The following is a 25,187-nucleotide window of genomic DNA, read 5'->3' on the forward strand; positions in this document are numbered from 1 at the left end:
CGGGGGGCGTGTCGAAGTGGTGACATCCCGCGCGGCTCACCGGTCCCGGTGCACGAGGAAGGGCACCTCGACGACGCCCCCGTCGGGCGCCTGGGGGGTCATGGCCTCCGGCCGGCCGGAGCGGTCGACCGCCGCGAGGGGGAGCACGGTCATGGTGTCGTCGTCGATGCGCACGTGCAGCAGGTGCGCCTGGGCGGCCCAGGCGACGGTCCCCGCCGGGCCGAACTCCTCCGGCGGGTCCTCGCGCAGCTGCCCGCCGGCGCCGGAGAGGAAGAAGTCGGTCCCGTCGACCCGCGAGTACTGGAAGTTGTGCTCGTGGCCCGCGAACGTGGCGCGGACGCCGGCCCGGGCGAACAGCGGCGCCAGGTGCTCGACCATCGCACCGGTGTTCCCGTGGTGCGGGCCGGCGCAGTACACAGGGTGGTGGGAGAAGGGCACGCGCCACCGCGGCCCGGGGCCGTCCTGCGGGAAGGCCTCCTCAAGGAAGGCGTGGTGCCGCGGGTGCTCGAAGAAGTGCTCCGTGGGCAGCGGGTCGGCCAGGGAGGTGTCGATGCAGACGAACTCGACGTCGGCGCCGAACGCGAACCGGTAGAACATGCCGGGGTCCACCGAGGCCCGCGGCCCGGCCACCTCGGGGGTGAAGCGGGCGTCGGTGTGGAAGTTGTCGCGGATCTGCTCGCGGTCGTCGCTGGTCTCCTTGTCGCTGCTGTCGTGGTTGCCGACGGCCGGGTAGACCGGCACCTGCGCCAGCGCGTAGCGGTACGGCTGGTAGAAGCTGCCGTACCAGTCGGCGTCCCGGCCCCCGCTGCCCTCCGAGCCCCGCGAGCCCGGCCCCGCGTAGACGTTGTCGCCGAGGGTCAGCACCAGGCGCACCCCCGGGTCGTCGACCAGCCGGTCGAGCACCTCGGCCACCCGCCGCTGCCGGCGCCCGCTCTCGGTGTCGGCGAGGACGCCGATGCCGTAGTCACCGAGCACGGCGAAGTCCAGGGCGGCCGGGAGCTCGGGGGAGGGGTGCGTGCGGAAGCGCATGCGGTACTCGCGACCGCTCGGCAGCAGGTCCAGCCCGCCGCGCGGGGCCGGCCCCCAGTCCATCCGCGGCCCCTCCGCCCAGGGGCGGCCGTCCACCGTGATCCGGTAGCCGTAGGCCGTGTCCGGGGCGAGCCCGTCGACCCAGACGCTGTTGCCGCTGTCGGTGCCGGCCTGCGCCACGACGTCGCCGGCCCCGTCCAGCACCTCCACCAGGGCGTCGCCGTACGGCTGCGACGACGCGCCGATGCTGGCGGTCCGGCCGCCGTCCAGCCCGGTCAGCTCGCCGTCCCCGACCACCTGCCAGCGCGCGGCCGGGTCGTCGCGCCGGAACCAGAACCCGCCCCAGGCCAGCAGCGCCCGGTGAGGGGTGACGTCGACGAGGTGGACGAACGGTTCGAAGTGCGTGTCCGGCATGGTCGGTGGGGGTACCCCGCGCCCCGGTGGTCCAGCGCCCGGCGTGCCTTGCGGTTCGGTGACGACGCCCGTCAGCGCCCGGCCGGGACCGGCTCCGCGGCGTCCGACCGGGGGTACCGGACCTGGTCGCCGACCCCCGGCAGCAGGTACCGGGCGCACACGAGCACCCACACCGTGCCCAGGAGGAGCCCGGCGACCACGTCGGTGGGGTAGTGCGCCGCCGTGTAGATGCGGGCCAGGGCGATGGCCGGGGCCAGCAGCACCGGCACGGCGAGCACCGCCCAGCGCCAGCGGCTGCCGGCGAGCGTGATCACCAGCGCGGCGAGCGCTCCGTAGAGCGCCGCCGCGGCGGCCGCGTGCCCCGACGGCCAGCTCGCTGCGGTGGGCAGGCCCGAGGTCAGGTCCGCCACCGACGGGCGCATGCGGTCCACGGTGCGGGAGACGACGAAGTAGATGCCGAGCTCCCCGAGCACGGTGAGGAGGACGAAGAGCACCGGCCGCCAGCTCCCCGTGACCGCCAGGGCCACGGTGCCGAGGGTCAGCGGGACCGCGATCACCATGGCGGTGCCGGACAGCTTCTCCACCGCGTCGGCGATGTCGGTCAAGGTCGGCGTGCGCAGCTCGACGACGGCCTGGACGACCTGCCGGTCGAAGCGGCCCAGGGCGGTGTCGCCGAGCACCGCGGTGACCAGCAGGCCGAGCAGGATCAGCGCCACGGCGAGCGCACCCGCGGCGCCCAGGAGCCGGACCACCGTGCGCTTCCCACGGGGGAGGGCGGGCTGCCGGGAGGGCGCCAGGTGCGACGCGTCCCGCGGTTCGACGTCCAGCGGGTCGACCGCCGCGTCGGGGCGGGCGTGGTGGTCGTGCTGCCAGCCGCGGAACGCCGCCGTCGTCACCGCCAGGATCCCGGCGCCGAGCGCGTACCCGGCGAGGACGTCGGTGACGAAGTGGACACCGAGGGCGAGCCGGGTGAACCCGACGGCCAGGGTGACGAGCACAGCGGCCGTGACCACCCAGGGGCGCAGCGCCCGGCGGACCGCCGGGAGGGCGAGCAGGGCCAGCGTCCCCCACGTGACCAGGGAGACGGCGGCGTGGCCGCTGGGGAAGCTCGCGTTGGAGGGCAGCTCCGAGACCGGGCTCTCGACCATCGGCCGCGCGCGCCCGATGAGCGCCTTGGTCACGGGCACGAGGACCGCCAGGCCGATCCCGGTGACCACGGCGAAGGCGGCGAGCCGGCGCTGCCCGCGGATCAGCAGGAAGACGGTCGTCAGCGTGAACACCAGGATCGCTGCGGCGTTGCCCCCGAGGTCGGTGACGACCCGGAGCACGGAGACCAGGGCGGGGGAGCCGCTGACGACGGAGTTCAGGTCGTCGGCCACCGCGCCGTCCAGCGACGCCAGCGGCGACCACTCCCGCTCGACGAGCAGCAGGAGGAGCAGGAAGGGGACCAGCCCCGCGAGCAGGGCCACGAGGCCGAGCCCCGCCCGTAACCCGAAGCGGCCCATCCCTGCGGTGCTGCGGGTGCCCTGGACGTGGGTGTGCTCCTCGACCCGGCTCATGCCCGTCACGGGTACCCGCGAGGAGCGGGGGACACCGGGAGGCAGCTGACGATCGCGTGACGGCTGCCGGCGGGTCACCCGCGGGCCCCGTCCCCCGGTGACACCGTCTCGAGCCGCCGCACATCGGCGAGCAGGTGCTGCACCCGGGTGTCGCGCAGGCAGCCCCGGAGCTCGCGCCGGTCGAACTCGTCGAGCCCGGGGCGCAGCCGGAAGGCGAACACCCCCTCGTCCACCGACAGGAAGGAGTCCTCGACGACGTCGGCGTTCACCAGCAGCCGGCAGGTGCTCACCAGCCCGCGGGTCATCTCCTCGCGCACGGCCGGGTCCTCCCGGATCTGCACCGCGATGACCACGTCGGTGTAGGAGCCCTCCGGCTGCGGGATGTCCACGGTCATGAGCTCGGCGCGCAGCAGCACGAGGCCGGTGGCGGCCACGGCGATGCCCAGCACCCAGGCGAGCACCCGCCTCACCGCGGCACCGCCGAGGCGGCCGGGCCGAGCAGCACCCGCAGCGCCGCGTCGTCGGCGAAGTCGTCGCCGCAGCCGAGCAGCTCGGCGTCCGTGGGCACCAGCGGGGTGACCGGGAAGGCGACCTCCTCGAGCTCGGCGGCCAGCTCCTGCTCCACGCCGGCCCGGGCGGAGCTGCCCGCCACCCGCTCGACCAGCCAGGCGATGCCGGAGACCACGAAGCCGCCGCCGAGGAGCACCGGGATGAAGATGTGCGTGCGGTCCAGCGCCTCGGGCGACAGCCACCGGAAGGGCCGGGTCTGCACCGGCGCCGCGCGCAGGCGCTCCAGCGCCCCGGGCGGCCGCGGGTCGGCGGACGTCGTCCGGGCCCGCTCCTCCACGGCGGCCAGCCGACGCAGCACCAGGGCGGTGCACAGCCCGACCAGCGTGGCGAGGAAGAGGGTGCCCACGAGCAGGGCGCGGTGCCACTCCCACCGGTAGATGTAGACGAACAGGTAGCCGCCGCTGGCGAGCAGGGCCACCACTCCGACGAGCCAGCTCAGCTTCTTCACGACGACTCCTCCTCCTCGACGGCACCGGTGGCGCCGTCGACCCTGACGGTGACCCCCGGTGGGAACCGGTCCAGCGCCCCGGCGACGCCCACGACGGTCGGCACGCCGGATTCCCGCGCCAGGATGGCCAGGTGCGCGAGCACGCTGCCGGTCTCCGCCACCAGCCCGGCCAGCCGCGGTAGCACCGGCGCCAGCGACGGGTCGAGGGTGCGGACGACGAGCACCGAGCCCTCCGGCGGGTCCTCCCCGTGGTGCACCGGACCCGTGCCGGTGCCACCACCGGCGCCGGTCCCGCCCGAGGCGCCGGTGACGGGCACCGGCCGCCCCGTGTCGCTCATCCGGAAGCGCGCCGGGAGCGGTTCCCCCTCCTCGCCGGGGGCCGGGGACAGCTCCAGGCCGGGGTCGTGGACGGCGGCGGCGAGGTCGGTCAGCCGCAGGCCGCGCACCGACTCGGCGTCCTCGAGCCGCCCGGCCGCGGCCAGCCGTTCGCCGAGGGACCAGGCCGCGCGCGCGGAGACCTCCTGCAGCCAGCGCACCCGCAGCCGGAGCGCCTCGCGCAGCAACCCGGCGTCGGTCGGGTCCCCGGGCGCGGGGCTGGTGGGGGCGTCGACCTCGGGCGGGAGGACGGGAGCGGCGCAGATCCGGGGCGGGGCCAGCGCCAGGACGACGGGGTTGGCGGCGACGATCTCGGCGTCGCCCAGCCCGGCCTGCCGGGAGCGCGCGAGCACCCGCATGGCCGCGCTGACGCCGGTCAGCCGGGGGGTCTCGGGGTCGACCAGCATGCCCATCAGCACCTCGTGGGCGTGCACGGAGCGCAGCGCCGGCTGCACCCGGTGCAGCACGGCGACGAGCTGGCGGTCCGACAGCGCGTCGAGCCGGGGGACGCCCCCGAGCGCGTGGTCGGCGGACTCCAGCACGTCCTGCGCCAGCGCGGGCAGCGCCGAGCGCAGCCGGCCCACCCGCCAGGACGCGCGCAGGCGGCGCAGCCGGGGCCGCGGGTCCAGCCGCTCCCGGAGGCCGGGTGCCTCGGTGCGGCTCTCCAGGAGGTCGAGGTCGACGGCGACCCAGCCACCGAGCACGGTCACCAGCGGGGAGTCCTCCACCGCCGCACGGTCGGTGGTGCCGGCCAGCAGCAGCGCGTGGCCCAGCGCCTCGCGCAGCGGGGGGATCCAGAGGTCTGCCTCCAGGGGCTGCAACGGCTCCGGGAAGGTCTCGGCGACCGGGCCCGGGCCGAGCACGGGCCCCCGCGGGCGGCCGCGCGGCTCCGCCGTCACCGGCCGGCTCTGCAGCAGCCGCAGCCGGTTGGTCTCGTCGAAGGCCCACTCCACGTCCTGGGGGCCGTCGAAGACCTGGGCGGTCCGGCGGGCGAGGTCGGCCAGCGCCCGCAGCTGCGCTTTCCGCAGCCGCACCCCGCCGTCCCCGCGGTGGACGTCCGTGCGGCGACCGGAGCGGTCCAGCTCGTAGCGGTCGCCGTCGACCTCGCCGCTGACCAGCCGGTCGGGACCACCGGTCACCGCGGCGACGACGAGGCGGTCCTCCCGGCCGGACACCGGGTCGATGCCGAAGAGCACGCCGCCGCTGCGGGCGTCGAGCAGCGGCTGGACCAGGACGGCCAACGGCTCCCGGCCGGTGAGCTGGTCCGAGCCCTCCGCGGCGGTCTCCCGGGAGGCCACGACGGTCGCCACGGCGCGCTCGAACTCTTCGGCGCCCCGGACCCCGACCACCGACTCGAACCGGCCGGCCATCGACGAGTCGCCGAGGTCCTCGACGGTCGAGCTGCTGCGCACCACGAGCGCGCGCCGCCCGTCGTCCGACAGCTCGCGCCAGGCCACCAGCACCTCGTCGGGGAGAGGCGATTCGGCGGCGATCCGCTCCACGGCCCCGGTGGTCACCACGAACCCGGGGACGATCGGCAGCCCCGCGCGGCGCGCCCGCGCGAGCGCGGCCGCCTTCGCGCCGGTGGTCCCTTCGTCGGCGGCGGCCTCGTCGTCGAGGTGCACCACGGACGGTCCGGCGGCGACGGGCGGGGTTTCGGAGCCGTCGTCGATCGAGGTGGCGGGCATGGGGACGGGGTTGCCACCGGCGGCCCGGGCAACCGCCGCGCGGCACCGACCGGCGGTTTCGTCGGGAAAACGTAACGGCGGCGATCGGGTCTTCCGGGGTAGGGGAGGCCCGTGGACCTCCTCTCCTTCCGTCCGGGACCCGGTGTCGGGTGACGGGGGGCCACGACCACGAACTCGCCCGAGGCGTCGGCCGGGCCTTCGGCGGGGCGCTGTTGTTCGCGCTGCCGCTGATGATGACCATGGAGCTGTGGCGCCTGGCGCACACCGTCGAGCGCTACCGGCTGGCGCTGCTGGTGGTCACGACCGTCGCGCTCGTGATCGCCCTGTCGCGGTACTTCGGCACCGGGCCCGGGGGAGTCGGCGCGGGCGGCTACCTCGCCGACGCCGGGGTCGCCCTGCTCGTGGCCGCGGCCACCACCGCGCTCGTGCTCTCCGTGCTCGGGGTCATCGATCCGGTCCGGAACTGGCGGGACGCGCTCGGGGTGACTGCCATCGAGGCGCTCCCCGCCGCGGTCGGAGCCTCCTACGCCCGCAGCCAGCTCGGGCAGCGCAGCCGGCGGAGGGAGCCGGACCGGTACGGGCACGAGGTCTTCCTCATGACCGCCGGGGCCATCGTCTTCGCCGCCAACATCGCGCCGACAGAGGAGGTGGTGCTCATGGCCGCCCGGATGAGCACGGTCGGTACCGGGTTGCTCGTCGTCCTCAGCCTGGTCGTCATGCACGGCTTCGTGTACACCGTCGGCTTCCGCGGGCAGGAGCGGTCGACCGGCGGGTTCGTCAGGTCGTTCCTGACCCTCACCGTAGCCGGGTATGCCGCGGCCATCGTCGTCTCGGCGTACGTGCTGTGGACCTTCGGCCGCTTCGACGGCACGGGCGCCGCCGTCGTGGTGGCGCAGACCGTTGTGCTGGCCTTCCCGGCCAGCATCGGCGCCGCGGCGGCGCGGCTCATCCTGTGAGGGAGGAACCGGTGGACGAGCCGGAGGAGGAGACGGGGGGCCGGGAGCGGACGACGGCGGGGGAGTACGCGCTGGGCACCCTCGGCGGGCTGCTGGTCCTGGTCCTGCTCGCGTTCGTCGGGTTCGAGGCGGTCACCGACGCCGGCGCCGCCCCCGACCTCGCGGTCAGCGTGACGGCCGTGGAGCCCCGAGGCGAGGGGTGGGCGGTCTCCTTCCGTGTGGAGAACACCGGTGACCGCACGGCCGAGCAGCTGGAGGTGTCGGGCTCGATCACCCGGGACGGCCGCGAAGTCGAAGAGTCCTCGACCACGATCGCCTACGTGCCTCCGGACAGTCACCGCAGCGGGGCGCTGCTGTTCTCGGAGGACCCCCGGGGCGGCCGGCTGGAGGTCCGCCCGGCGGGCTACGCGTCACCCTGATCGGTGGCCTTCCGAGGGGTCGGCCGCCATGATCGAGCGCATGGGGAGACGGGTGCCGTGACGCCGGCCGACGTCGCCGACGAGCTGTACGGCATCCCGCCCGAGGACTTCGTCGAGGCGCGGGAGGCCCGGCGCAAGGAGGTCCGTGCCGCCGGCGACCGGGAGCTGGCGGGCGTGATCGGCAAGCTGCGCAAGCCGACGACCGCGGCCTGGGTGGTGAACACCCTGGTGCGCCGGCAACCGGCCGAGGTCGCCGAGCTGGTGGAGCTGGGTGCGGGGCTGCGCGAGGCCCAGGGCGACCTCGACGGCGACGAGTTGCGGGAGCTCTCCCAGCAGCGCCACCGCGTGGTCGCGGCGCTGACCCGGCAGGCGCGCTCACTCGCCCAGGACCTCGGCCACCCGGTGAGCGACTCCGTCGCCGGCCAGGTGCAGGACACCCTCCGGGCGGCGATCGCCGACGAGACCGCCGGGCAGGCGGTGCTCACCGGTCGCCTCCTGACGCCGCTGTCGCACCACGGCCTGGCCCGGATCGGGGTCGAGGGGGCGGTGGCCGACGTCGGCGCCGGCGGGGGCCTGCGACCGGCGGCGGTCGGCACCCGGGCGGCGCTGCCGGGGCGCCGGCGGGGGCGCCAGGACGCGCTGGAGAAGGCGCGCCGCGAGCTCGAGGAGGCCGAGGCGGCGGCGGCCGAGGCCGAGGAGGAGGCGCGGGCCGACCAGCGACGGGCCGAGGAGGCAGGCGCCCGTCGGGAGCGAGCCCGCGCACGGGTCGACGAGCTGGCCGAGCAGCTGCGCGAGGCGGAGCGGGAGGCCGCGGAGGCGGGCGAGGAGCTCCGCGGGGCGCAGCGGCGCCGGGACGCCGGGGAACGCCGGGCGCGGCGGGCCGGCGAGGTGCGGGACCGCGCCCGCGCGCGGGTCGACCGGCTGACCGCGGAGGCCGGCGAGGACGCCCGGGGCGACCGGACCGCCTGATCGGGGTGACGGCCGCCGGCCCGGGGGTACGCCTGGCGGATCAGTCGGGAGGAGGAGCCGTGGCACGAGCCATCTGGACCGGCGCCCTGGCGTTCGGCCTGGTCAACGTCCCCGTGGGCCTGTACTCGGCGACCGAGGACAAGTCGGTCCACTTCAACCAGTTCGAGCGGGGGACCTCGTCGCGCATCCGCTACAAGCGGATCAACGAGGACACCGGCGAGGAGGTCGACTACGACGACATCGTCAAGGGCGAGGACATCGGCGACGGCCGGTACGTGATCGTCACCCCGGAGGAGCTGGAGGAGATCGAGCCGGGTCGGTCGCGGGTCATCGACATCTCCGACTTCGTCGACGTCTCCGAGATCGACCCCATCTACTACGACCGGACCTACTACCTCGCTCCGCAGGACGAGCAGGCGCATCGTGCGTACGCGTTGCTGCTGCAGGCCATGGAACGGGCCGGGCGGGTCGCGGTCGCCACCTTCGTGATGCGGTCCAAGCAGTACCTGGCGGCCGTCCGCCCGCAGGGTGACGTGCTCACGCTGGAGACGATGTACTTCGCCGACGAGGTGCGGGACCCGCTGGAGGAGATCGAGCAGCTCCCCGTCCGCCACTCCTTCGCCTCCCGCGACCTCGACATGGCCGTCTCGCTGATCGACTCGATGACCACGGAGTGGGACCCGACGAACTACCGCGACACCTATCGCGAGCGGGTCGAGGAGCTGATCGAGGCCAAGCGCCGCGGCGAGGAGGTGGTCACCCAGGGGGAGCCCGAGACCGCCTCGAACGTCGTCGACCTCATGTCGGCGCTGCGCGCCAGCGTGGAGGCCGCGGGCAAGCACCGGCCGGGGAACTCCGGGGACGACGCCGGGCTGCGGACGCGGAAGGCGCACCGGCGGGGCGGGCGCCCGGCGGCGGAGGACCTGGAGGGCAGGTCCAAGAAGGAGCTCTACGACATGGCTCAGGACCTCGACGTCTCCGGTCGGTCGAAGATGACGCGCGACGAGCTCGCCCGCGCCGTCGCCGACGCCCGCCAGGGGTCGAGCAAGGCCTCCTGAGCCGGCGCCGGGCCGTGTCCCCGCCGCGGGGGGCACGACCCGGTGCGCGCGGTCAGGCGTCCTCGCGGTCCGGGCTCTCCAGGCGGAAGAAGTTGCTCTGGTTCCCGTCCTTGCGCTCCTCCTGGTAGAGGAAGTTCAGCTTCCGGGCGTCGAAGGTGTGGAACCACTCGTCCCAGCTGACGTGGCGCAGGTTCTCGTTCTCGCCGCCGAAGTCGAACCGCAGCACGCCGAGGTGGTCGCCGTGCTCCGTGCCCTCCACGGTGGCCGGGACGCCACCGCGCTCCTCGGCCCAGCGCCGGATGACCTCGTGGCTGGAGGTGGCCAGGCTGCGCCCCGGGCGCTCCGGGTCCTCCTCGAGGGAGGTCACCTCCTGCGAGTACTGCAGCGACCGCGACGTCTGGTCGCCCGTGCGGAGGTGCCCGTCGTCGGGGCCGCGGTCACCGGGGGCACCGGCCTCGTCCCCGCCGCCGTCCCCGCCACCGTTGCCGCCGCCCCTCCCGCCGGCGGAGTCGCGGCCCTGCTGGTAGGCCTCGGAGATCGCGCCGACGAGCTCCTCCTTCTTCATCGACGACGTGCCCTCGATGCCGTCGGCCTTGGCGCGCTCCCGCAGCTCGTCGACCTTCATCTCGCGGAGCGCGGTCTCGCTCAGGCCCGGGGTGTCGGGGGTCTCGTTGGTCATGCGTCCGTCCTCCTCCGAAGTCGGTGCAGGCATCGACCTCGGCCCTACCCGCAGGTGCGCGACGCACGCACCGGGGCCGCCCGGTCCTCAGCGCTGCGCGAGGTAGGCGGCGGCCGTCTGCCGCAGCCGGTCGTGCACGCCGTCGGCGACGACGACGCCCTCGCGCCCCAGGTAGGCCTTCGCCAGCTTGGCGACCATCGTGTAGTTGGTGTCCACGACGTTGCCGGCCGGGGCGAGCCCGGCCTGGCTGACCAGCTGGTAGGCGTCGAGGGTGTCCCAGCCGGTGAGCTCGGCGGCCCAGGTCACCAGGTCGTGCTGGCTCACCCGGTAGGCGTCCTCCAGGGGCCGCGCGGAGCCGGTCGACATGAGGAAGTCGTCGGTCTCCAGCCGCGGCCAGGGGGTGCCGGCACCCTTGACCAGGTCGACGACGACGACGGTGCGCATGGCGGCCTCGACGGCGGTGCCGCAGACCTCGCCCTCGCCCTGCCGGCAGTGCCCGTCCCCGATCGCCAGCTGGGCGCCGGGCACGTTGACGCCGAAGTACGCCGTCGTGCCGGCGCGCAGCTCCGGGGTGTCCATGTTCCCGCCGTGCGCGCCCGGCGTGATGGTCGCGAACGCCTCGCCGCCGGCCGGCGCCACCCCGACGGTGCCGTGCATCGGGTCCAGCGGGAGCTCGACCTCGGGGCCACCGCGGCGGGGGCGGAACAGGCAGGTGCTCCGTTCGCGGTCGACCTCGTAGACCCACACCACCTCCTCGAGCGGGTCGTGCAGCATCGCCGTGCTGTGCGTCGCGGTCAGCGCACCGAAGTGCGGGAACGTCGTCGAGACGGCCCAGTCACGGGCCGGCGCGATGTCCACGAAGTGGACGGCGACGGTGTCGCCGGGCTCGGCGCCCTCCACGTGGATCGGGCCGGTGACCGGGTTGAGCTGCGAGAAGTCGCAGACCCGGCTGGGCAGGTCGTCGGTGCTGGTCACCCGGCCGCCGAAGCAGTCCTCGGTGGTCAGCTCGACCACGGTTCCCGGCCGGACGCGCACCAGGGGCTCGGGCCCCCCGCCGAAGAGGTACCGGTACTGGTCGGGCGTCGGGGTGAGGGAGACGACCTCGAGGCTCACAGCTTCTCCTCCGTCCGGAGCTCGGGCCGGCGGCCGGTGGCCAGCAGACCGATCATCAGGGCCACGCCGACGGCGAACCACACGAAGCCGAGCTCCTGCGCCGCCACCTGCGCGTTGTAGACCACGTAGGCCAGGATCGCGAAGCCGACGACCGGCACCACCAGGTGCAGCCACCAGTTCCGGCTGCGGAGCCGGCCGATGTAGTGCACGACCACCGAGACGTGCAGCAGCAGGAATGCCGACAGGGCGCCGAAGTTGACCAGCGTGGACAGCAGCGTGATGCCGTCGTCCCGGGTGCTCATGTAGACGCCGAGGACGAGCGAGATCACCGCCACCAGCAGCGTGGCGTTGACCGGCACGCGGCGGACCGGGTGGACGCTGGCGAGGAAGCCGGGGAGCTGGCGGTCGCGGGCCATGGCGAAGAGCAAGCGCGACGTGGCGGCCTGGGCCACCAGGGAGTTGGCGAAGCCCCAGGCGATGGCGGTGGCGACGGCGGTCAGCGTCGCCAGCCACTCGCCACCGGCGACCCCGGCGGCATCGTAGAAGGCGGTGCCCGCGGCGTCGCCCTCGGCGATGAGGGTGTCGGGGTCGGGCACGAGCAGCGCGGCGACCCAGGTCTGGACGACGAAGAGGGTGCCGGCGAGCACCAGTGCGGCGATCATCGACCTGCCGATCGAGCGCGCCGAGTCGCGGTTCTCCTCGGCGAGGGTGGAGATGGCGTCGAAGCCGAGGAAGCTCAGCACCGCGATGGAGACCGCGCCGAACACCAGCTCCAGAGAGAACGTGTCGCTGTTGTAGATCGGCGTGAGGTCCCAGCCGCCACCCGCGCCGCCGGCCAGCGCGATGACGCCGACCACCAGGAAGATGGCCAGGACGACGAGCTCGGCCACCAGCACGATCTTGTTCACCCGCGCGGTGAACTCGATGCCGAAGTAGTTGACCACCGTGTTGAGCAGGACGAAGCCGACGATCCACGTCCACACCGGGACGCCGGGCACGATCGAGTTCATGGCGAAACCGGAGATCAGGTACAGCAGGCCCGGGATGAGCAGGTAGTCCAGCAGCACCATCCACCCGGCGATGAAGCCGACGGGCTGGGCGATGCCCCGCCCGGCGTAGGTGTAGACCGAGCCCGCCATCGGGAACGCCCGCGACATCTGCGAGTACGACGCGGCGGTGAACGCCATGGCCAGGCCGCCGACGACGTACGCGAGGGCGACCATGCCGCCCGAGGCCTGGAAGACGCCGCCGAAGATGCCGAACGGCGCGATCGGGACCATGAAGACCAGGCCGTAGACCAGCAGGTCGCCGAAGGTGAGGGAGCGCTTGAGCTCCTGCTTGTAGCCGAAGGACTCCACGCCCTGCGCGCTCGCGGCGGGGCTCGCGCCGCCGAGGGTGGGGGCGCCCCCGGGGGCGCCGGTGGTGGTGCGGGGCTCGCTCATGGGCGGTCGACTCCGTCTCTCTTCCCGGTGCGGTGCCGGGGCGCGAGCAGAGTAGGACCGATTCCTTCCAGATGGAAGTATCTGTCTCAGGCTGTGAGAAGGTCCGGGATCTCGCGCAGCGCCAGCCCATCGGCGCGGGCCAGCCGGGCGGCCGGTGCGCGGCGGCCGGACCGCGCCGATCCCGCGGGCGAGACCGCCAGTCGGACACCGTCGTAGACGGCCCGGGCGTAGGCGCAGACCACCGGCGCCGACGGGCCGGAGCGCCGGGCATGACGCTCCTGAAGGTCCAGCTGCGCCTCATCGGGGCCGTCACCGGACGAGGCGAACGAGGGCATGCAGGCGTACAGCTCGCCGGTGCCGTCGCCGCCCAGGGCATAGAGGCCGTTCTCCTCCAGCGCCCCGGAGAGCCGCACCACCCGCCGGTCCAGCCCGGCGCGCGCGAACTCGCGGTTGAAGGTCACCAGGTCCCGGCCGACCATGCTCAGCAGCACGCCATCGGCCCGGGTGCGACGGACCAGGTCGAGCAGCGGACCCATGTCCGTGGGGCCGAAGGGCACCAGCGCCTCGCCGACCACCCGGGCGCCGGCCGCGCCCAGCGCCCGGTGGGCGGCCCGGTGCACCGCCCGGGGCCACACGTAGTCGGTGCCCAGCAGCACCCAGCGGCGTGCCCGGCGGTGCGCGACGAGCCAGCTGAGCGCCGCGGCGTGCTGCCCCGCGGGGGAGGCTCCGGTGCGCAGGACGCCGGGGCGCGGGCGCCCGCCCTCGTGCGGCGGGGTGAAGACGTACCGGGCACCCGGCGGCAGGGCGCGCTCGAGCGCGCGGTGCACGTCGCTGGTGTGGAACCCGACGAGGACGTCGAAGGCCCCGGCCGCGAACAACGACGCCGCCTCGGCCGCGACGACCTCCGCCGCTCGCCCGGAGTCGACCGCGACCAGCCGCACCTCCCGGCCGTCCACGCCGCCGGCCGCGTTGAGCTCGTCGGCGGCCAGCCCGGCAAGGTCCAGGGCCGAGGGCGCGATCAGGGCGAGCGGACCGGACAGCGGCACCGCCAGCCCGACGTGCAGCGCATCGGTCCGCGGGCCCGCGAGCAGCAGCTCCCACGGATCGAGCAGAGGCCTGGCAGCGGTCACGGCGAGAAGTATGGTCTCCCCATGTTCCCGGGCGGTGACGTCGAGGCGGTAACCGCCGCAGACGACCTGGTCGAGCTGCTGACGGTGACCCAGCGCCGGGTGGCCGGCGGTGTGGCGGCCGCGCTCGCCGAGGACGGCGGCACGCTCGACGGGTACCGGCTGCTCCGGGCGCTCACCGGCGGCGGGCGCACGATGGGGGAGCTCGGGACCGCGCTGCACCTGCCCGCGCCGACCTGTACCCGGCTGGTGGACGGTGCGGTCGACCAGGCGCTGGCCTACCGGCTGCCGCACCCCGAGGACGGGCGCAAGGTCGTCGTCCACCTCTCCGGCCCTGGCCGCGACCGGCTGCGCCGCTGGGAGGGCCTGGTGCGGGCGCACGAGGCGGCGCTGGCCGCCTCCCTGGGCCCTGCCCGTGTCGAGGGGTTGCGCCGGGCGCTGGGCGAGCTGGCCACCCCGGAGGGCTGAGCCGCCGGACGCGTGCGGGGAACGGGGGTCCGCGCGCTCCTGCCCTCGTGCGAGGGTCTTCCCGAGACCGATGGAGGAGTTGGCATGACCTGGCCCCGGCCGGTCCCGGTGATCGGTGACCAGACGCACGCCGCCGAGCGGGCCGCCGATCCCGCGGGCTGGGCCTTGGACCCCGCGACGGTGGAGGCGCTGCACGCGGTCGTCGCGGCCCGCCGGGACATCCGCCGCTACCGGCCCGACCCGGTGCCGCCGGAGCTGCTGCGGTCGGTGCTGGAGGCCGGTCACCGGGCCCCGTCGGTGGGGCACTCGCAGCCCTGGCGGTTCGTCGTCGTCACCGAGCAGGGCACCCGCGACCGCGCCGCGGTGCTCGCCGACCGCGAGCGGCTGCGCCAGGCCGAGCTGCTGACGCCCGACCGCCGCGCGCGGCTGCTGGACCTGCAGCTCGAGGGCATCCGGGAGGCGCCGCTGGGCGTCGTCGTCGCCTGCGACCGCCGCACCCATGCCACCGGCGTGCTGGGCCGGGCGACCTTCCCGGACGCCGACCTGTGGAGCTGCGCCTGCGCGATCCAGAACATGTGGCTCGCCGCCCGCGCCTCGGGGCTGGGCATGGGCTGGGTGACGCTCTTCCAGCCGGCCGACCTCGCCGCGCTGCTGCACCTGCCGGAGGGGGTGCAGACCCTCGGCTGGCTCTGCCTGGGCTGGCCCGACGAGCGCCCGCCCGAGCCCGGGCTGGTGCGCCACGGCTGGTCCCACCGCGCCCCCCTCGAGGACGTCGTGCTGCGGGAGCGGTGGCCGGCCGACGACAGCCCGGCCGCCCCCGTCAGCCACCTCGCGGGGCCGCGTCCCGAGGCGGTGGTCGCCGCGCGCGACACCGGTGACGACCTGCTCGCCGTCCCCGGGTCGCTGGGGGTGCTCGACCGCGCCGTCGACCGCGTCCTCGCCCTGCCCGGGTCGGTGCCGGACGCCGGCACGCTGGTCGTCGTCGCCGGCGACCACCCCGTCGCCCACGCGCACGCGGTCTCGGCCTACCCGCTCACCGTGACCGCCGACGTGCTGGCCGCCACCCGCACCGGGGAGTCGCTCGGGGCGTCGACCGCCCGCCAGGCCGGGCTGCGGGTGCACGCGCACCACGCGGTGCCGCCGGGGCCGCAGGGCGACCTGCTCACCGCCGACGCCCTGACCGTCGACGCGGCGGCGGCGCTGGTCGAGGAGGGCCGCGCCCTCGGGCGGGAGCTCGCCGCCGCCGGCCTGGTGTGCCTGGGCGAGGTGGGCATCGGCAACACCACGGTGGCCGCCGCCCTCGCCTGCGGCCTGCTGGGGCTCGACCCCGACGATGCCGTCGGCCTCGGCGCGGGCGCCGACGCGGCGATGCTCGACCGCAAGCGCGCCGTCGTCCGCGGTGCCCTGGACCGGGTCCGGGAGGAGCGCGGCTCCGCCGACCCGATGACCCTCCTCGCCGCGCTCGGGGGGCCGGAGATCGCGGTGCTCACCGGCGTCACGCTCGGCGCCGCCGCGGCCGGCGCGCCGGTGGTCCTCGACGGGCTGGTCACCTCCGTGGCCGCCGCCGTCGCGGTGCGCCTGGAGCCGGCCGCCCAGACGGCGCTGGTCGCCGGCCAGCGCAGCCGCGAGCGCGGGCACGCCGCCGTCCTCACCGACCTGGGGCTGGAGCCGCTGCTGGACCTGCGCCTGCGGGCCGGCGAGGGCGTCGGCGCCGCGCTGGCCGCGCAGCTGCTGCTCACCGCGCTGCGGGCCCGGCGCACCGCCGGGCGGGTCTCGTGAGCCTGCGCCGACCGCGGCGCACGCTGGTGCTCGGGGGGGCGCGCTCGGGCAAGTCGCGGCACGCCGAGCAGCTGCTGGGCCGCGCCGGGCAGGTCGAGTACGTGGCCTGCGGCCTGCCCGCCGACGGCGGTGACCCGGAGTGGGCCGACCGCGTGGCCCTGCACCGCGACCGCCGCCCGGCGAGCTGGCGCACCCGCGAGACCGTCGACCTGGTCGGCGTGCTGGGGGAGGCGGGCCCGCCGCTGCTGGTGGACTGCCTCTCCACCTGGCTGGCCCGCGCGATGGACGACTGCGGGGTCTGGACCGGGGAGCAGGGCGCGGACGAGCGGCTGGCCCGCGCGGTCGACGACGTCGTCGCCGCCTGGACGGGCACCCGCCGCCGGGTGGTCGCGGTCAGCAACGAGGTCGGCTCCGGCGTCGTGCCGGCGACCGTCTCGGGGCGCCGCTACCGCGACGAGCTGGGCATCCTCAACGCGCGGGTGGCGGCGGCGTCGCAGCGGGTGTGGCTGGTCACCGCCGGCATCCCGCAACGGCTCCGGTGACCGGGCCCGCCCGCGGCGGGCCGCTCGCCGCGCTCGGGGTCTTCAGCGTGCTGCCGGTGCCGCCGTCGGCCCGCGTGCCCGGCGCCGGCGTGCTGCGGTGGCTACCGCTGGTGGGCGCGCTGCTCGGGGCGCTGGCGTTCGTGCCGGCGCTGGCGGTGTGGCGGGGGAGCGACGGCGGCGCCCCGCTGCTGGCCGCCGCGGTGGTGGTGGGCGCGCTCGCCCTGCTGACCCGCGGGCTGCACCTCGACGGCACCGCCGACCTCGCCGACGGCCTGGGCAGCGGCCGCCCGGCCGAGCAGGCGCTGGCGATCATGCGGCGGCCCGACGTCGGCGCGTTCGGGGTGGCCGCCCTCGTCTGCCTGCTCGTGGTCCAGGTGGCGGCGCTGGGGGCGGTGCTGGACGACTCCTCGCGGACCGCAGGCCTGGTCTGCGTCGTCCTGGCGACGACGGCCGGCCGGGTGGCGGTGCTGCACGCGGCGGCGCGCCCACCGGCGGCGGGCTCGGCGCTCGGCGTCCTGGTGGCCGGGGCGGGAACGCCCGCGGTCCGGTGGACGGCGACGCTGCTGCTCCTCGCCGCCGCGGCCGGGCTGCGGCTGCTGGCGGGTGGCTCCCCGGCCGACGCCGGCTGGGCGGTCGCCGCGGTGCTGGTCGCGCTGGCGGCCGCGGCGGCGCTGACCGCGCACGCCGGCCGCCGGCTCGGCGGGGTCACCGGCGACGTCTTCGGCGCCGCCGTGGAGACCGGGACGACCACGGCACTCGTCGTGCTGGCCGCCGGGACCGCCTGGGCCTGAGCGAGCGGAGCTCTCAGTCCCGCGCGGCGGATCGGGCCCACCGTCGCGGGCTGTCGCCGGTCCACCGCCGGAAGGCGTGCACGAAAGCCGAGGCCTCCGAGTAGCCGATGCGCTCGGCGACCTGCTCCACGCTCAGCCCGACGGTCGCGAGGAGCTCCTCGGCCAGGTGCCTGCGGGTCTGGTCGACGACGGCGCGGAAGCTCGTCCCTTCCTCGTCCAGGCGGCGCCGCAGCGTCCGCACGCTCATGTGCAGCTCGGCCGCGACCGCCTCCTGGCCGGGCATCCGCTGCGGGTGGCGGAGCAGCACGTCCCGCACCTGGCCGCTGAGCCCCCGGCGGTGGACACGGCGCTCCAGCAGCTCGCGGCACTGCGCCTCGCACAGCGCGGCGGTCAGCGGGGCGGCCTGGGGGAGCGGCTGGTCGAGCAGCACGGCGTCGAAGACCAGGACCGACCGCGGCGCGGCGAACCGCGGCGGGACGCCGAACGCCTCCGCGTAGGGCGCGGGGTCGGCGGGCTCGGGCAGCCGCAGCTCCACCCGGCGCGGCACGACCGGCCGGCCCAGGGACTCCCGCCACAGCTGCAGGGCCGCCGAGCTGTCGCGCAGAAGGACGAACCGGCGCACCGGGTCGGGCAGCTCGAGGTCGTCGAAGAAGAGCAGGAGCTCGCCGTCCTCCTCGTGCGCGCTGATCCGGGTGAGCGCGTAGGTCAGGTCGAGGAAGCGCATGGCCACCTCGTGCCCCTCCCGCAGCGTGCGGCTGGAGAGCAGGGCGAAGCCCCAGATGCCGTAGGTGGCCAGCCGGTAGCGCACCCCGGCGGCCAGGCCGCCGTCCTCGGGGAGCGCGCCGACCAGGGCCGCCACCAGCCGGACCTCCTGCTCGGCGCTGATCTCCGCCGCCGGGTCGCGGAGCTGCGCCTCGGTGACGCCGGCCGCCGCGAGCAGGTCGGCCCGGTCCAGGCCGTGCTCCTCCGCGAGCGCGCACAGCAGCGCCGCGCTGCCGGTGCCCCGGGCCGCGGCGTGGACGGAGTTGGCCGAAATCATCAAGGTGCGGCCGATTGTGCCATGGCTCACACCGCGGTCCCGCCCTTACGTTCGCGGACGTCACGGTCGGGCACGGAGGGGACATCACGCATGACGGCGATCGCGCAGGAACCCGCCAGGACGTCGACGACCGAGCACGTCGACGTGCTCATCGTCGGTGCCGGGATCTCGGGCATCGGGGCGGCCCACCACCTCAAGGACCGCTTCCCGGGACGGACCTTCACCGTCCTCGACGCCCTCGACGACCGGGGCGGCACCTGGTGGACGCACCGCTACCCCGGCGTCCGGTCGGACAGCGACCTCTTCACCTTCGGCTACCAGTTCAAGCCCTGGCGCGGCGCCTCGATCGCCACCTCGGCCGAGATCCTGTCCTACCTCGACGAGGTCATCGCCGAGGACGACCTGGCCGGGAGCATCCGCTACCGGCACCGCGTGACCTCGGCGAGCTGGTCGTCGGCCGAGCGGCGGTGGACCGTGCGGGTCAGCCGCGAGGACACCGGCGAGGAGCTGACCCTCACCACCGACTTCCTGTGGATGTGCCAGGGCTACTACGACCACGGGCAGCCCTACCGGCCGGAGTGGCCCGGGACGGACCGCTTCCGCGGGGTGGTGGTGCACCCGCAGCAGTGGCCGGACGACCTCGACCACACCGGCAAGCGCGTCGTCGTCATCGGCTCGGGCGCGACCGCGGCGACGATCGTCCCGGCCATGGCGGAGACCGCCGCGCACGTGACCATGCTGCAGCGGTCCCCGACCTTCTTCTTCGCCCGTCCCCGGACGCACGAGCTCGCCGAGACCCTGCGCGCGCTCGACGTGCCCGACGACTGGACCCACGAGATCCTCCGCCGCGCCTACATCGCCGAGGGCGACGAGATCACGCGGATGTCGTTCGAGTCGCCTGACGAGCTGCGCGAGATGCTCATCGAGGCGATGCGTCCGCTGCTGCCGGAGGGCTTCGACATCGCCAAGCACTTCAGCCCGACCTACCGGCCCTGGCAGCAGCGGCTCGCCCTGCTGCCCGACGGCGACATGTTCACCGCCATCCGGGAGGGCAAGGCCTCGGTCGTCACGGACACGATCGACACCTTCACCGAGACCGGGATCCGCACCTCCTCGGGCGAGGAGCTGGAGGCCGACATCGTGGTGACCGCCACCGGGTTCGACCTGTGCCTCTTCGGCGGGATCGCGTTCACCGTGGACGGCGAACCGGTGGACTTCACCCAACGGGTCACCTGGCGCGGCACGATGATCAGCGGCGTGCCCAACATGGCGTACGTGTTCGGGTACTTCCGCGCGAGCTGGACGCTGCGGGCCGACCTGGTGAGCGAGCTCGTCTGCCGGCTCCTGGCGCACCTGGAGGAACGCGGCGCCTCCGTCGTCGTCCCCACGCTGCGCCCCGAGGACGCGGACATGCCGCTGCGGCCCTGGGCCGATCCGGAGAACTTCAACTCCGGCTACGTCATGCGCTCGGTGGACCGCATGTTCAAGCAGGGGGACCGCGAGCCGTGGACCCACCTGCTGGAGTACGCCCACGAACGGACGGCGCTGCCTGCCGTCGACCTCGACGACGGGTCGCTGGTCTACCGCTGACCGCCCGCCCCGCCCACTCCCACCCGCACAGATCTGGAGACCACGTGCCCGTCGACCCGCACATCGCCGCGATGCTGACCATGATGGAGGAGGCCGGGCTGCCGCCCATGTACGAAGGCACCCCCGAGGCCGGGCGGGCGCTCTACCTGGCGCTCACCCACGGCGCGCGCACCCCCGAGCAGCTGGTGCCGGTGGCCAGCACGGAGGACCGGACCGTTCCCGGTGCCGAGGGCGACCTGAAGGCCCGCGTCTACCGCCCCGAGGGTCAGGGGCCGTTCCCCACGGTCGTGTTCTTCCACGGCGGCGGCTGGGTGATCGGCGACCTGGACACCCACGACAACATGGCCCGCAACGTCTGCCGGGGCAGCGGCGCCGTCGTCGTCGCCGTCGACTACCGGCTCGCCCCGGAGCACCCGTTCCCGGCGGCGGTGGACGACGCCGTGGCGGCCGCCCGCTGGATCGCCGCCCACCTGGACCAGTTCGGCGGCGACCAGCGGCTCGGCGTCGCCGGCGACAGCGCCGGGGGCAACCTCTCCGCGGTCGTCGCGCAGGCCCTGCACGCCGACGGCACGCCGATGACCGCCCAGTTCCTCATCTACCCGGCGGTCGACGCCGAGGGCGAGTACCCGTCGCGGATCGAGAACGCCAAGGGCTACTTCCTCGAGAAGGACACCATGGACTGGTTCTACGGGCACTACGCCGAGGGCTGGGACGACGCCATGGACCCGCGGCTGTCGCCGCTGCACCACGGGGACCTCTCCGGGCTCCCGCCCGCGGTCGTCGTCACGGCCGAGTACGACCCGCTGCGCGACGAGGGCGAGGCGTACGGCGAGGCGCTGCGCGCGGCGGGCGTGACCGCCGAGGTCCTCCGCTACGACGGCATGATCCACGGCTTCTTCGACATGGGGACGATCTCGCCGGCCGCCCACAAGGCGATCGAGGAGTCCTGCGCCCGGTTCGGGGAGCTGCTGCACCGCTGAGGGGACGACGCGGCGGAACCCCTGTCCCGGTTCCGCCGCGCTCCTCACGCCTCCGGGAACAGCGCCCGCAGGCCCAGGCGCGTGGGCCGCTGGAACGGCCGCCAGGCGTCCTGGGGCTGCGCCAGCCGGTCGGCGACGATCCACAGCACGGCCGGGTCCACCCCCATGCCCAGGTGGCTCGCGTGCACGGCGACGTTCTCGCTGGTCGGTCCCTCCTGCTGGAGGCAGGTGCGCCAGTCGACGACGCCGTCCCACCGCGAGTAGACCGAGGTGCTCGGCACCGGCAGCGGCCGGGCGGGGCGCACGTCCTGCACCGCCCGCAGCCGTCGCAGCTCGCCGTAGGTGCCGGCGCGCGTGCCGGCAGGGCGCGCCCGGGAGGTCACGGCGGCGAACGGGGAGCCGAGTGAGACCACCTGCCGCACCAGACGGGGCGAGCGCTCGGCCAGCCGGCGGGCGAAGATGCCACCCAGGCTCTGCCCGACGATGCTCACCGGGCCTCCGTGCTCGTCGGCGAGCCGCCGCACCAGGTCGCGGACGCCGTCCACGACCTCCGGCCGCGGCCCGTGGTTGCGGCCGAGGTCCCAGCCGACGGCCGGGTAGCCGAGGCGGCCCAGCCAGCGGCGCAGCGTCCGGGTGGAGACGTCGGAGGCCAGCCACCCCGGCAGGACGACGACCGGGTGCGGCTCGCCGCGCGGGGCCCACCGCAGCAGCGGGGTGCCGGCGGCGAGCGCACCCGCGCTCATCACGGCGCGGACGGGCTCGGTGAGGGCCAGCAGGTCGTCGGTGCGGGCGGCGCGGGGGCGCCCGGACGGAGTGCTCACCCGACCTGCATGCCCGCGAGGCGCAGGTGTCAGTCGCCCGGTGGGAGCACCCGGGGCACGAACACCTCGTCGATCGGCCGCGGGCCGACGTACTGGCGGCAGGTGCACGGCACCCAGCTGTGCCCGGACCAGCGGCCGCGCTTGTCGTAGGTGTCCCGGCGCAGCTCGGCGTAGCAGGTGTTGGTCCCGGTGTCGTGCTGGCTCAGGGTGTGCCCGCAGCCGCACAGCGGCGTGACCGGTGGCGGCGGGGCGCTGCCCCGGCGGCGGCCCATCCGGCCGGCGAGGAAGCCGGCGCCCAGCAGCCCGGCGCCCACCAGCAGGCTGATCGGATCCATCTGCGTGCACCTCCCGCGCGAGGCCTCCGACGGTAGCGCGCGCGGGCCGCCCGCACCGGCGTGCGGGTCGGGCCTCGCGTTGCGCCCGAACCGGAGCCGTGTTCGCCCGATCGAGGGGATTGAGCGGGAGTGATCTGGGGCACGTGTGACCCGTGGACACGTACGCCGTGGGATTCGCCCGACCCGACCGCTGGTCGGCCGGGCAGCGGACCGAGCAGAGCTACCCGTGGCACGCCGTCGAGGCGCACCGCCCGCCGGCCGAGCTGGACGGCGAGGTCGAGCTGGCCGTCTGCGGCGCCATCGTCCAGGTCTGGGGCTCGCAGAGGTGGGAGCGCGTCGGCGTCGGCCGCACCGGCTGCCCCGAGTGCGCGCGCATCACCGCCGTCGACAGCCGGCTGACCTCCGCCCGCTGACCCCCGGCCGGCCGGCTCAGCGCTTCTCGGGCTTCCGGCCGCTGATCGCGGACAGCCCGGTGATCGCCCGCCCGACGATCAGCGCCTGCACCGAGTCGGTGCCCTCGAAGGTGAAGATCGCCTCCATGTCGGCGTGGTGCCGGGCGATGTGGTGGTCCAGGAGGATGCCGTCACCACCGAGGATGTCGCGGGCGTCGGCGACGATCGCCCGGGCCTTGGCCGCGTGGTTCATCTTGGCCAGCGACGCCATGGCCGCGGTCATCCGGCCGGAGTCGGCGAGCTTGGACAGCCGCCAGCACATCAGCTGCATCGAGGTGATCTCGGCGAGCATCCGCGCGAGCTTGTCCTGGACCAGCTGGAACCCCGCGATCGGCTGGCCGAACTGCTCCCGCCGCAGCGCATGGGCCAGCGCGAGCTCGTAGGACGCCGTCGCCAGCCCCAGCGCCCGCCAGGCCACGGTGTACCGGGTCCGGTCGAGCATCTGGGAGACGTCCTTGAAGGAGTGGCAGTTGGCCAGCTTGTTCTCCGCCGGCACCCGGACGTCGGTCAGCGTGATCTCCGCCTGCCACACCGCCCGCAGCGCCGTCTTGCCGGTCATGACGGTGGCCTCGTAGCCCGGCGTGCCCTTCTCCACCACGTAGCCGCCCACCGCGCCGTCCTCACCGCGGGCCCAGATGATCACGTAGTCGGCGATCGAGCCGTTGCCGATCCACTTCTTCTGCCCGTTCAGCACGTAGGCGTCGCCGTCGCGGCGGGCCGAGGTCTCCAGGGCGACGGCGTCCGAGCCGTGCGCGGGCTCCGTGAGGCCGAAGGCGCCGATCTTCTCCAGCCGCGCCATCTCCGGCAGCCAGCGCTCCCGCTGCTCCTCGTCGCCGAGCACGGCGATCGACTGCATCGCGAGGAAGCTGTGCACCCCGTTGAAGGTGCCGATGCTGCCGTCGGCGCGGGCGAGCTCGGCGGCGACGAGGCCCGCGGCGACGTTGCTCATCCCCGGGCACCCGTAACCCTCGATGGTGCCGCCGACGACCCCCACCCCCGCGAGCTTCTGCGCCATCTCGAACGGGAAGTCCGCGCGCTCCCAGTAGTCGTTGATGTGCGGTGTGACCTCGGCGTCGCAGAAGGCGCGCACCCGGTCGCGGAGCTCGATCTCGGCGGGCTCGAGCAGGTCCTCGATGGCGTAGAAGTCTGGGCTGTCGACGGTCACGACCCCGAACGTACGGCGAACCGGCGGATGCTGCCCCTCGTGCAGCGTGCTATCACGCATCGACCGGCAGAGGCGCCGGCCGGACCGATCGGCGCGGTGCTGGGAGGGGGCCTGCCGCGGTAGCTTGCGTCGTCCCGGTTCCCGCCCCAGGAGCTCCGTTGCCGTTCTTCGTCCACTTCGCCCGGTTCGTCCGGCTGCGCCTGAGCGGCTGGCGGCTGCCGCTCGCCGTCGCGGCGTTCGTCTTCCTCTCCAGCTGGCTGGCGATGGCGCTGGTCGAGCCGGCGGACAGCGGGATCACCGCGCCGGGCACCTACTGGTGGTACTTCCTCGTCACCGCCGCGACCGTGGGCTACGGCGACGTCTTCCCGAGCTCGACCGGCGGCCGGTTGATCGGCGCCTACGTGATCGTGGGCGGCATCGTCACCCTGACCCTGCTGTTCACCCAGCTGTCCGAGGCCCTGCAGTCGCTGCGGGGCCGGCGTCTGAGAGGTGTGGTCCCCCTGGACATGTCCGACCACGTGGTGCTGCTGGGCTACTGGCCCGGGCGCACCGAGCGGATCGTCGCCGAGCTCACCGCCGAGGGGCGGACCCAGGTGGTGCTCTGCGCCTGGGACGAGGTCGGCGAGAACCCGATGCCCGACGTGCCGGCGGTGCACTTCGTCCGCGGCGACCTCACCCACGAGGACGTCATGCGGCGGGCGTGCGTGCCGGCGGCGCGGACGGTGGTCATCGACGCCCGGGACGACAACGAGACGCTCGCCGTCGCGGTCGCCGTCGAGCACGCCCGGCCGGGGGTCCACCTCGTCGCCGCCCTGCGCGACCTCGAGCGGCGGGAGACGCTGAGCTACGTCAGCGCCGGGGTGCAGGCCGTGCAGTGGCACATGCCCTCGCTGCTGACCGAGGAGGCGAACGACCCCGGGATCACCCAGGTCTACAGCGAGCTGATGACCCACGGCGGGCGCAACACCTACTCGCTGACGGTGCCGCGGGGCTTCCCGCACGGCACGTTCGGCGAGTGCCAGCGCCACTTCGGCGCGACCTTCGGCGCGACCGTGCTCGCGGTGCGCGGCCCCCAGGGGCTCGCGGTCAGCCCGACGTGGGACACCCCGCTGGAAGCCGGGACGACGCTGTACTACGTGGCCGAGGGCCGCATCCCCGCCCGGCAGCTCACCGGCGGGGCCCGCTCCCAGGCCTAGGAGGGGTGGCCCTCGAGGTCCCCCTCGTCGCCCTGCGGCGCCTCGCGCGGGGCGCTCTGCGCCTCCAGGGACGCCGCCATCTCGGGCGACTCCTGCTCCAGGGCGATGTCGCGGGGCTGCGGCGTCTCGGGCTCCGGCGTCGTCATGCCCCCACCCTGCCGCAGCGCACCCCGGCCCGCTGCC

At 75.2% G+C, this 25,187-nt stretch carries 26 protein-coding genes; 12 read left to right on the forward strand and 14 right to left on the reverse strand.

The window, feature by feature from the left end:
• Positions 1-36 precede the first annotated feature (36 nt).
• The 5 genes from ACI792_RS13200 to ACI792_RS13220 all read right to left on the reverse strand — a co-directional run bounded on the left by ACI792_RS13200 (position 37) and on the right by ACI792_RS13220 (position 6,083).
• Positions 37-1,443: a metallophosphoesterase gene (locus ACI792_RS13200; RefSeq protein WP_456602987.1), complete on the reverse strand. Its 1,407-nt coding sequence runs from the start codon at positions 1,441-1,443 to the stop codon at positions 37-39.
• 71 nt (positions 1,444-1,514) lie between these two features.
• Complete coding sequence (locus ACI792_RS13205; RefSeq protein WP_456602988.1) at positions 1,515-3,002, reverse strand: phosphatase PAP2 family protein; 1,488 nt, start codon at positions 3,000-3,002, stop codon at positions 1,515-1,517.
• Positions 3,003-3,076: 74 nt separating this feature from the next.
• Complete coding sequence (locus ACI792_RS13210; RefSeq protein WP_456602989.1) at positions 3,077-3,472, reverse strand: hypothetical protein; 396 nt, start codon at positions 3,470-3,472, stop codon at positions 3,077-3,079.
• Positions 3,469-4,020: a hypothetical protein gene (locus ACI792_RS13215; protein WP_456602990.1), complete on the reverse strand. Its 552-nt coding sequence runs from the start codon at positions 4,018-4,020 to the stop codon at positions 3,469-3,471. The genes ACI792_RS13210 and ACI792_RS13215 overlap by 4 nt, the downstream gene beginning before the upstream one ends.
• On the reverse strand, positions 4,017-6,083 hold the full coding sequence (locus ACI792_RS13220; protein WP_456602991.1) for a PEP/pyruvate-binding domain-containing protein: 2,067 nt from the start codon (positions 6,081-6,083) through the stop codon (positions 4,017-4,019). Before ACI792_RS13220 ends, ACI792_RS13215 begins: the two co-directional genes overlap by 4 nt.
• A 149-nt stretch (positions 6,084-6,232) precedes the next feature.
• On the opposite strand from ACI792_RS13220, the gene ACI792_RS13225 reads away from it, so the two are divergent.
• From ACI792_RS13225 to ku, 4 genes are read left to right on the forward strand one after another with little or no spacing between them, the layout of a single operon-like run.
• Positions 6,233-7,039, forward strand: coding sequence for a TIGR02587 family membrane protein (locus tag ACI792_RS13225; protein ID WP_456602992.1), 807 nt, complete (start codon positions 6,233-6,235; stop codon positions 7,037-7,039).
• 11 nt (positions 7,040-7,050) lie between these two features.
• Positions 7,051-7,458 (forward strand): hypothetical protein, encoded by a 408-nt coding sequence (locus ACI792_RS13230; protein ID WP_456602993.1) that lies wholly within the window; start codon positions 7,051-7,053, stop codon positions 7,456-7,458.
• 57 nt (positions 7,459-7,515) lie between these two features.
• Positions 7,516-8,427: a hypothetical protein gene (locus ACI792_RS13235; protein WP_456602994.1), complete on the forward strand. Its 912-nt coding sequence runs from the start codon at positions 7,516-7,518 to the stop codon at positions 8,425-8,427.
• A 59-nt stretch (positions 8,428-8,486) separates the two neighbouring features.
• Positions 8,487-9,485 (forward strand): non-homologous end joining protein Ku, encoded by a 999-nt coding sequence (gene ku, locus ACI792_RS13240; protein ID WP_456602995.1) that lies wholly within the window; start codon positions 8,487-8,489, stop codon positions 9,483-9,485.
• Positions 9,486-9,537: 52 nt separating this feature from the next.
• Here ku and ACI792_RS13245 read toward each other — a convergent pair whose 3' ends face one another.
• From ACI792_RS13245 to ACI792_RS13260, 4 genes are all read right to left on the reverse strand, one after another.
• Positions 9,538-10,164, reverse strand: a complete 627-nt coding sequence (locus tag ACI792_RS13245) for a Rho termination factor N-terminal domain-containing protein (RefSeq protein ID WP_456602996.1) — start codon at positions 10,162-10,164, stop codon at positions 9,538-9,540.
• Positions 10,165-10,251: 87 nt separating this feature from the next.
• Positions 10,252-11,277: an acetamidase/formamidase family protein gene (locus ACI792_RS13250; protein WP_456602997.1), complete on the reverse strand. Its 1,026-nt coding sequence runs from the start codon at positions 11,275-11,277 to the stop codon at positions 10,252-10,254.
• On the reverse strand, positions 11,274-12,719 hold the full coding sequence (locus ACI792_RS13255) for an APC family permease (protein WP_456602998.1): 1,446 nt from the start codon (positions 12,717-12,719) through the stop codon (positions 11,274-11,276). The genes ACI792_RS13250 and ACI792_RS13255 overlap by 4 nt, the downstream gene beginning before the upstream one ends.
• An 86-nt stretch (positions 12,720-12,805) precedes the next feature.
• Positions 12,806-13,849: an ABC transporter substrate-binding protein gene (locus ACI792_RS13260; RefSeq protein ID WP_456602999.1), complete on the reverse strand. Its 1,044-nt coding sequence runs from the start codon at positions 13,847-13,849 to the stop codon at positions 12,806-12,808.
• Positions 13,850-13,870: 21 nt separating this feature from the next.
• On the opposite strand from ACI792_RS13260, the gene ACI792_RS13265 reads away from it, so the two are divergent.
• The 4 genes from ACI792_RS13265 to ACI792_RS13280 all read left to right on the forward strand — a co-directional run bounded on the left by ACI792_RS13265 (position 13,871) and on the right by ACI792_RS13280 (position 17,426).
• Positions 13,871-14,314, forward strand: coding sequence for a MarR family winged helix-turn-helix transcriptional regulator (locus tag ACI792_RS13265; RefSeq protein ID WP_456603000.1), 444 nt, complete (start codon positions 13,871-13,873; stop codon positions 14,312-14,314).
• A gap of 84 nt (positions 14,315-14,398) precedes the next feature.
• Positions 14,399-16,093: a 5,6-dimethylbenzimidazole synthase gene (gene bluB, locus ACI792_RS13270; RefSeq protein WP_456603001.1), complete on the forward strand. Its 1,695-nt coding sequence runs from the start codon at positions 14,399-14,401 to the stop codon at positions 16,091-16,093.
• Positions 16,090-16,635 carry a bifunctional adenosylcobinamide kinase/adenosylcobinamide-phosphate guanylyltransferase gene (locus ACI792_RS13275; protein WP_456603002.1) on the forward strand — a complete coding sequence of 182 codons (546 nt, stop codon included), beginning with the start codon at positions 16,090-16,092 and terminating at the stop codon, positions 16,633-16,635. Before bluB ends, ACI792_RS13275 begins: the two co-directional genes overlap by 4 nt.
• Positions 16,632-17,426 (forward strand): adenosylcobinamide-GDP ribazoletransferase, encoded by a 795-nt coding sequence (locus tag ACI792_RS13280; RefSeq protein ID WP_456603003.1) that lies wholly within the window; start codon positions 16,632-16,634, stop codon positions 17,424-17,426. Before ACI792_RS13275 ends, ACI792_RS13280 begins: the two co-directional genes overlap by 4 nt.
• Before the next feature lie 13 nt (positions 17,427-17,439).
• Here the strand turns inward: ACI792_RS13280 and ACI792_RS13285 are convergent, their stop codons facing one another.
• On the reverse strand, positions 17,440-18,465 hold the full coding sequence (locus ACI792_RS13285) for an AraC family transcriptional regulator (protein ID WP_456603004.1): 1,026 nt from the start codon (positions 18,463-18,465) through the stop codon (positions 17,440-17,442).
• 90 nt (positions 18,466-18,555) lie between these two features.
• On the opposite strand from ACI792_RS13285, the gene ACI792_RS13290 reads away from it, so the two are divergent.
• Positions 18,556-20,055, forward strand: a complete 1,500-nt coding sequence (locus ACI792_RS13290) for a flavin-containing monooxygenase (protein WP_456582393.1) — start codon at positions 18,556-18,558, stop codon at positions 20,053-20,055.
• A 44-nt stretch (positions 20,056-20,099) separates the two neighbouring features.
• Positions 20,100-21,035, forward strand: a complete 936-nt coding sequence (locus ACI792_RS13295; RefSeq protein ID WP_456603005.1) for an alpha/beta hydrolase — start codon at positions 20,100-20,102, stop codon at positions 21,033-21,035.
• Positions 21,036-21,079: 44 nt separating this feature from the next.
• Here ACI792_RS13295 and ACI792_RS13300 read toward each other — a convergent pair whose 3' ends face one another.
• Both ACI792_RS13300 and ACI792_RS13305 read right to left on the reverse strand, forming a co-directional pair.
• Complete coding sequence (locus ACI792_RS13300) at positions 21,080-21,856, reverse strand: esterase/lipase family protein (RefSeq protein WP_456603006.1); 777 nt, start codon at positions 21,854-21,856, stop codon at positions 21,080-21,082.
• A gap of 29 nt (positions 21,857-21,885) precedes the next feature.
• Positions 21,886-22,191, reverse strand: coding sequence for a hypothetical protein (locus ACI792_RS13305; RefSeq protein ID WP_456582396.1), 306 nt, complete (start codon positions 22,189-22,191; stop codon positions 21,886-21,888).
• A gap of 152 nt (positions 22,192-22,343) precedes the next feature.
• Here ACI792_RS13305 and ACI792_RS13310 point away from each other — a divergent pair, with 152 nt between their 5' ends.
• On the forward strand, positions 22,344-22,604 hold the full coding sequence (locus ACI792_RS13310; protein WP_456603007.1) for a hypothetical protein: 261 nt from the start codon (positions 22,344-22,346) through the stop codon (positions 22,602-22,604).
• A gap of 16 nt (positions 22,605-22,620) precedes the next feature.
• Here ACI792_RS13310 and ACI792_RS13315 read toward each other — a convergent pair whose 3' ends face one another.
• Complete coding sequence (locus ACI792_RS13315) at positions 22,621-23,808, reverse strand: acyl-CoA dehydrogenase family protein (protein ID WP_456603008.1); 1,188 nt, start codon at positions 23,806-23,808, stop codon at positions 22,621-22,623.
• Positions 23,809-23,966: 158 nt separating this feature from the next.
• On the opposite strand from ACI792_RS13315, the gene ACI792_RS13320 reads away from it, so the two are divergent.
• Positions 23,967-25,004, forward strand: coding sequence for an ion channel (locus tag ACI792_RS13320; protein WP_456603009.1), 1,038 nt, complete (start codon positions 23,967-23,969; stop codon positions 25,002-25,004).
• On the opposite strand, the gene ACI792_RS13325 is transcribed toward ACI792_RS13320, so the two are convergent.
• Positions 25,001-25,150 (reverse strand): hypothetical protein, encoded by a 150-nt coding sequence (locus ACI792_RS13325; RefSeq protein ID WP_456603010.1) that lies wholly within the window; start codon positions 25,148-25,150, stop codon positions 25,001-25,003. The genes ACI792_RS13320 and ACI792_RS13325 overlap by 4 nt on opposite strands.
• Positions 25,151-25,187: the final 37 nt, after the last annotated feature.

It is taken from the genome of Blastococcus sp. SYSU DS0669 (assembly GCF_054050895.1).

Excerpts from the sequence above, each read along its gene's own strand:
- ACI792_RS13200 (WP_456602987.1), bottom strand. The coding sequence starts at position 1,443 with ATGCCGGACACGCACTTCGAACCGTTCGTCCACCTCGTCGACGTCACC.
- ACI792_RS13205 (WP_456602988.1), bottom strand. The coding sequence starts at position 3,002 with ATGAGCCGGGTCGAGGAGCACACCCACGTCCAGGGCACCCGCAGCACC.
- ACI792_RS13220 (WP_456602991.1), bottom strand. The coding sequence starts at position 6,083 with ATGCCCGCCACCTCGATCGACGACGGCTCCGAAACCCCGCCCGTCGCC.
- ACI792_RS13245 (WP_456602996.1), bottom strand. The coding sequence starts at position 10,164 with ATGACCAACGAGACCCCCGACACCCCGGGCCTGAGCGAGACCGCGCTC.
- ACI792_RS13255 (WP_456602998.1), bottom strand. The coding sequence starts at position 12,719 with ATGAGCGAGCCCCGCACCACCACCGGCGCCCCCGGGGGCGCCCCCACC.
- ACI792_RS13265 (WP_456603000.1), top strand. The coding sequence starts at position 13,871 with ATGTTCCCGGGCGGTGACGTCGAGGCGGTAACCGCCGCAGACGACCTG.
- bluB (WP_456603001.1), top strand. The coding sequence starts at position 14,399 with ATGACCTGGCCCCGGCCGGTCCCGGTGATCGGTGACCAGACGCACGCC.
- ACI792_RS13285 (WP_456603004.1), bottom strand. The coding sequence starts at position 18,465 with ATGATTTCGGCCAACTCCGTCCACGCCGCGGCCCGGGGCACCGGCAGC.
- ACI792_RS13290 (WP_456582393.1), top strand. The coding sequence starts at position 18,556 with ATGACGGCGATCGCGCAGGAACCCGCCAGGACGTCGACGACCGAGCAC.
- ACI792_RS13305 (WP_456582396.1), bottom strand. The coding sequence starts at position 22,191 with ATGGATCCGATCAGCCTGCTGGTGGGCGCCGGGCTGCTGGGCGCCGGC.
- ACI792_RS13325 (WP_456603010.1), bottom strand. The coding sequence starts at position 25,150 with ATGACGACGCCGGAGCCCGAGACGCCGCAGCCCCGCGACATCGCCCTG.